Below are 2590 nucleotides of genomic sequence, written 5' to 3'. Positions count from 1 at the left end.
GTATTCAGTAATGGTATCAACCGTTTTAAGAGAGTGGATAGTCTCTGGTCGGGCTTGTACAATATAAAGCTGACCACTTAAGCCATCTACAGCCCATTCTACATCCATTGGGCACCATTTGCCTTTCAATTTTGTATAATAATCTTCGATAATCATTACCCAATTGGACAATAATAAGATTTGTTCATTGCTTAAACAGAACTTTGTGGTTTCTTCTGCCGAGGTAGTAACTATTTCTACAGTTTGTCCTTTTTGCAATCCATAGATCATTTTTTGTTGCTTTTTACCTAGCTTTTTTTCTACGATAGCAGGAAATCCTTTTTTCAGCAAAGGCTTGTACACAATAAATTCATCTGGGTTAATTGTACCCTGTACTATTAATTCGCCTAATCCGTAAGCACCATTAATAATTACCGCATCTTTAAAGCCACTTTCGGTATCGATAGAAAAAGCCACACCAGAAATACCTATGTCTGATCTAACCATTTGCTGTACACATACCGAAAGCCCAATATTGAAATGCCCAAAGTTAAACGCTTCTCGGTAACTGATGGCTCTATCGGTAAATAATGAGGCAAAACAGTTCTTAATGGCCAACAATAAGTTTTGTTGCCCTCTAATGTTCAGATAGGTATCTTGCTGACCTGCGAAGGAAGCGTCGGGAAGGTCTTCTGCTGTAGCAGATGAACGTACCGCAACACCGAGTACATCCATATTTTCCGCACCAATTAGTTTTTCATAGGCAGCCAGAACTTCTTGTTCCATTGCTGGAGAAAACGTCCCATTTTCTATCAACTCCCTAATTTGACGGCCGCAACTGCTAAGCACCTGTAGGTTTTCGATATCGGCACCCTCCAAAATATCTCTAATTTGCTGGTCTAATTGGTTATGGCTAATGAACTGATAATAGGCATAACTGGTAAGGATAAAACCGTTCGGTATTTTAACGCCTAGTGGTGTAAGTTGTTGCAACATTTCGCCAAGAGAGGCATTTTTTCCTCCAACCTGATCAATATCTCCTATCGAAGCCTCAATCAGTTCCATTGTAAATCTACTTGTGTTCATCATCTTAATAATTTAGGACCAAGGTAGAGACCTTTTTACGAGTTAACTTGTTAAATATTAAGACAAACTAATATTATATTAATAACTTTATAGCATATTATAAATAATTAATATTCATATTATACTAATGAAAGATTTTTTTGGACAAGATATAAGAGCAAAAGGATCTACATTTACGCTGGCAAGGGCCGAAATTTACCATGCGTTAAATAGTTTCCATGCCCATCAGGAAATGGAATTGCTCTATGTACGTTCGGGAGAAGGCACTTTCTCTATAGATAATCTGTCGAGGAGAATTTCGTCGGGCACGATGATTTTAATTGGGGCTAATGTACCGCACATGTTTAAGTTTGAAACCAACCGCTACTATGATTATGCTATGAAACATGGCAAAACACCTACACCTTTACAATTGCTCACCCTTCATTTTGATCCAAATAGGCTTGGGAATGATTTTTTATCGCTCCCTGAAAACACTTTATTAGTTAATTTATTAGCTGCCGCCAAAAAGGGAATAATAATTAATGAGCAGACCCAACCGCATATAGTCTCTTACCTAGACCAATTAGAAAACGCCCCTAATTATGGACAATTACCAATATTACTACAACTGTTAAATGAAATTGCCGAAAAAGAAACACTAGCCAATGCGCAAGAACAGCCATCTAAAAAAGAGACAAAACCTTTCAAAAAAATAGACGAGACCCGCCTTACCATGATTTACTTGTACACCATGGACAATTTTTACAAAGAAATTAAGCTTAAAGACATTGCAGACATAGTACACATGGTGCCCAATGCCTTTTGCCACTACTTTAGATCGCGTACCGGCCGAAGCTATTTCGATTTTTTGATTGAAGTTAGAATAGAACACGCCTGCAAATTACTGAGGGAAGGCAATAATAGTGTAACTTCCATCTGTACAGATTCGGGCTTCAGCAACTTATCTAATTTTAATCGATATTTTAAGCTACAGACCGGGAAATCGCCATTAGCCTATCGACAATCGAAAAGAAAATAGAGCAATTAACGTGAGCTTTATAAGGCGCTAATTAGCTACTAAACTGTTATAGAACCTCTGAATAACACAAAAGCTCCCCATTTTTGATGAGAAGCTTTTGCGAGCAATAAAAATCTTAAACCGTTTTATGGGTGATTTATAAACTTATCTAACCTACTACCTACCTAGTTCTTGATACTTTTCATATAACACCTTATAAATAGCTGCTTTATCTTCTTCAGGATAATAACAGGCATCAAAACCAGAAGTCATGGCGCTTTGTGCATCTGCGATATTAGCGTAAACGCCTCCAACTACCGCAGCAAACATTGCAGCTCCCAGAGCACAAGCTTGCTCGCTAGTTGCCACTTTAATAGGTACATTTAGGATATTGGCTAAGGTTTGCATTACATAGGGTGATTTTTTAGAAATACCGCCTAATGCAATTACTTGTGTAATACCCACACCTTGTCCTATAAATCGATCCATGATGGCTTTAGAACCAAAAGCCGTTGCTTCTACCAA

The 2590-nt window shown here is 37.8% G+C and carries 3 protein-coding genes; 1 reads left to right on the top strand and 2 read right to left on the bottom strand.

The genetic code is table 11. The annotated features are described in order from the left end of the window. Positions 1–1068 (bottom strand): PEP/pyruvate-binding domain-containing protein (locus B3I52_RS13950; protein WP_293302303.1); only part of this gene is annotated, 1068 nt, incomplete at its 3' end. Between the two features lie 124 nt (positions 1069–1192). Here B3I52_RS13950 and B3I52_RS13945 point away from each other — a divergent pair. Further along, positions 1193–2086 (top strand): AraC family transcriptional regulator, encoded by an 894-nt coding sequence (locus tag B3I52_RS13945; protein WP_293302300.1) that lies wholly within the window; start codon positions 1193–1195, stop codon positions 2084–2086. A 156-nt stretch (positions 2087–2242) separates the two neighbouring features. Here the strand turns inward: B3I52_RS13945 and B3I52_RS13940 are convergent. Continuing rightward, positions 2243–2590: FGGY-family carbohydrate kinase (locus B3I52_RS13940; RefSeq protein ID WP_293302297.1), on the bottom strand; the 348-nt coding region annotated here is incomplete at its 5' end.

The sequence above is a fragment of the Pedobacter sp. UBA4863 genome, assembly GCF_002399615.1.
In the GTDB taxonomy this organism is placed as follows: Bacteria; Bacteroidota; Bacteroidia; order Sphingobacteriales; family Sphingobacteriaceae; genus Pedobacter.
Note: the sequence above shows the minus strand (reverse complement) of the source record. Positions and strands in the feature narration are given on the sequence as shown.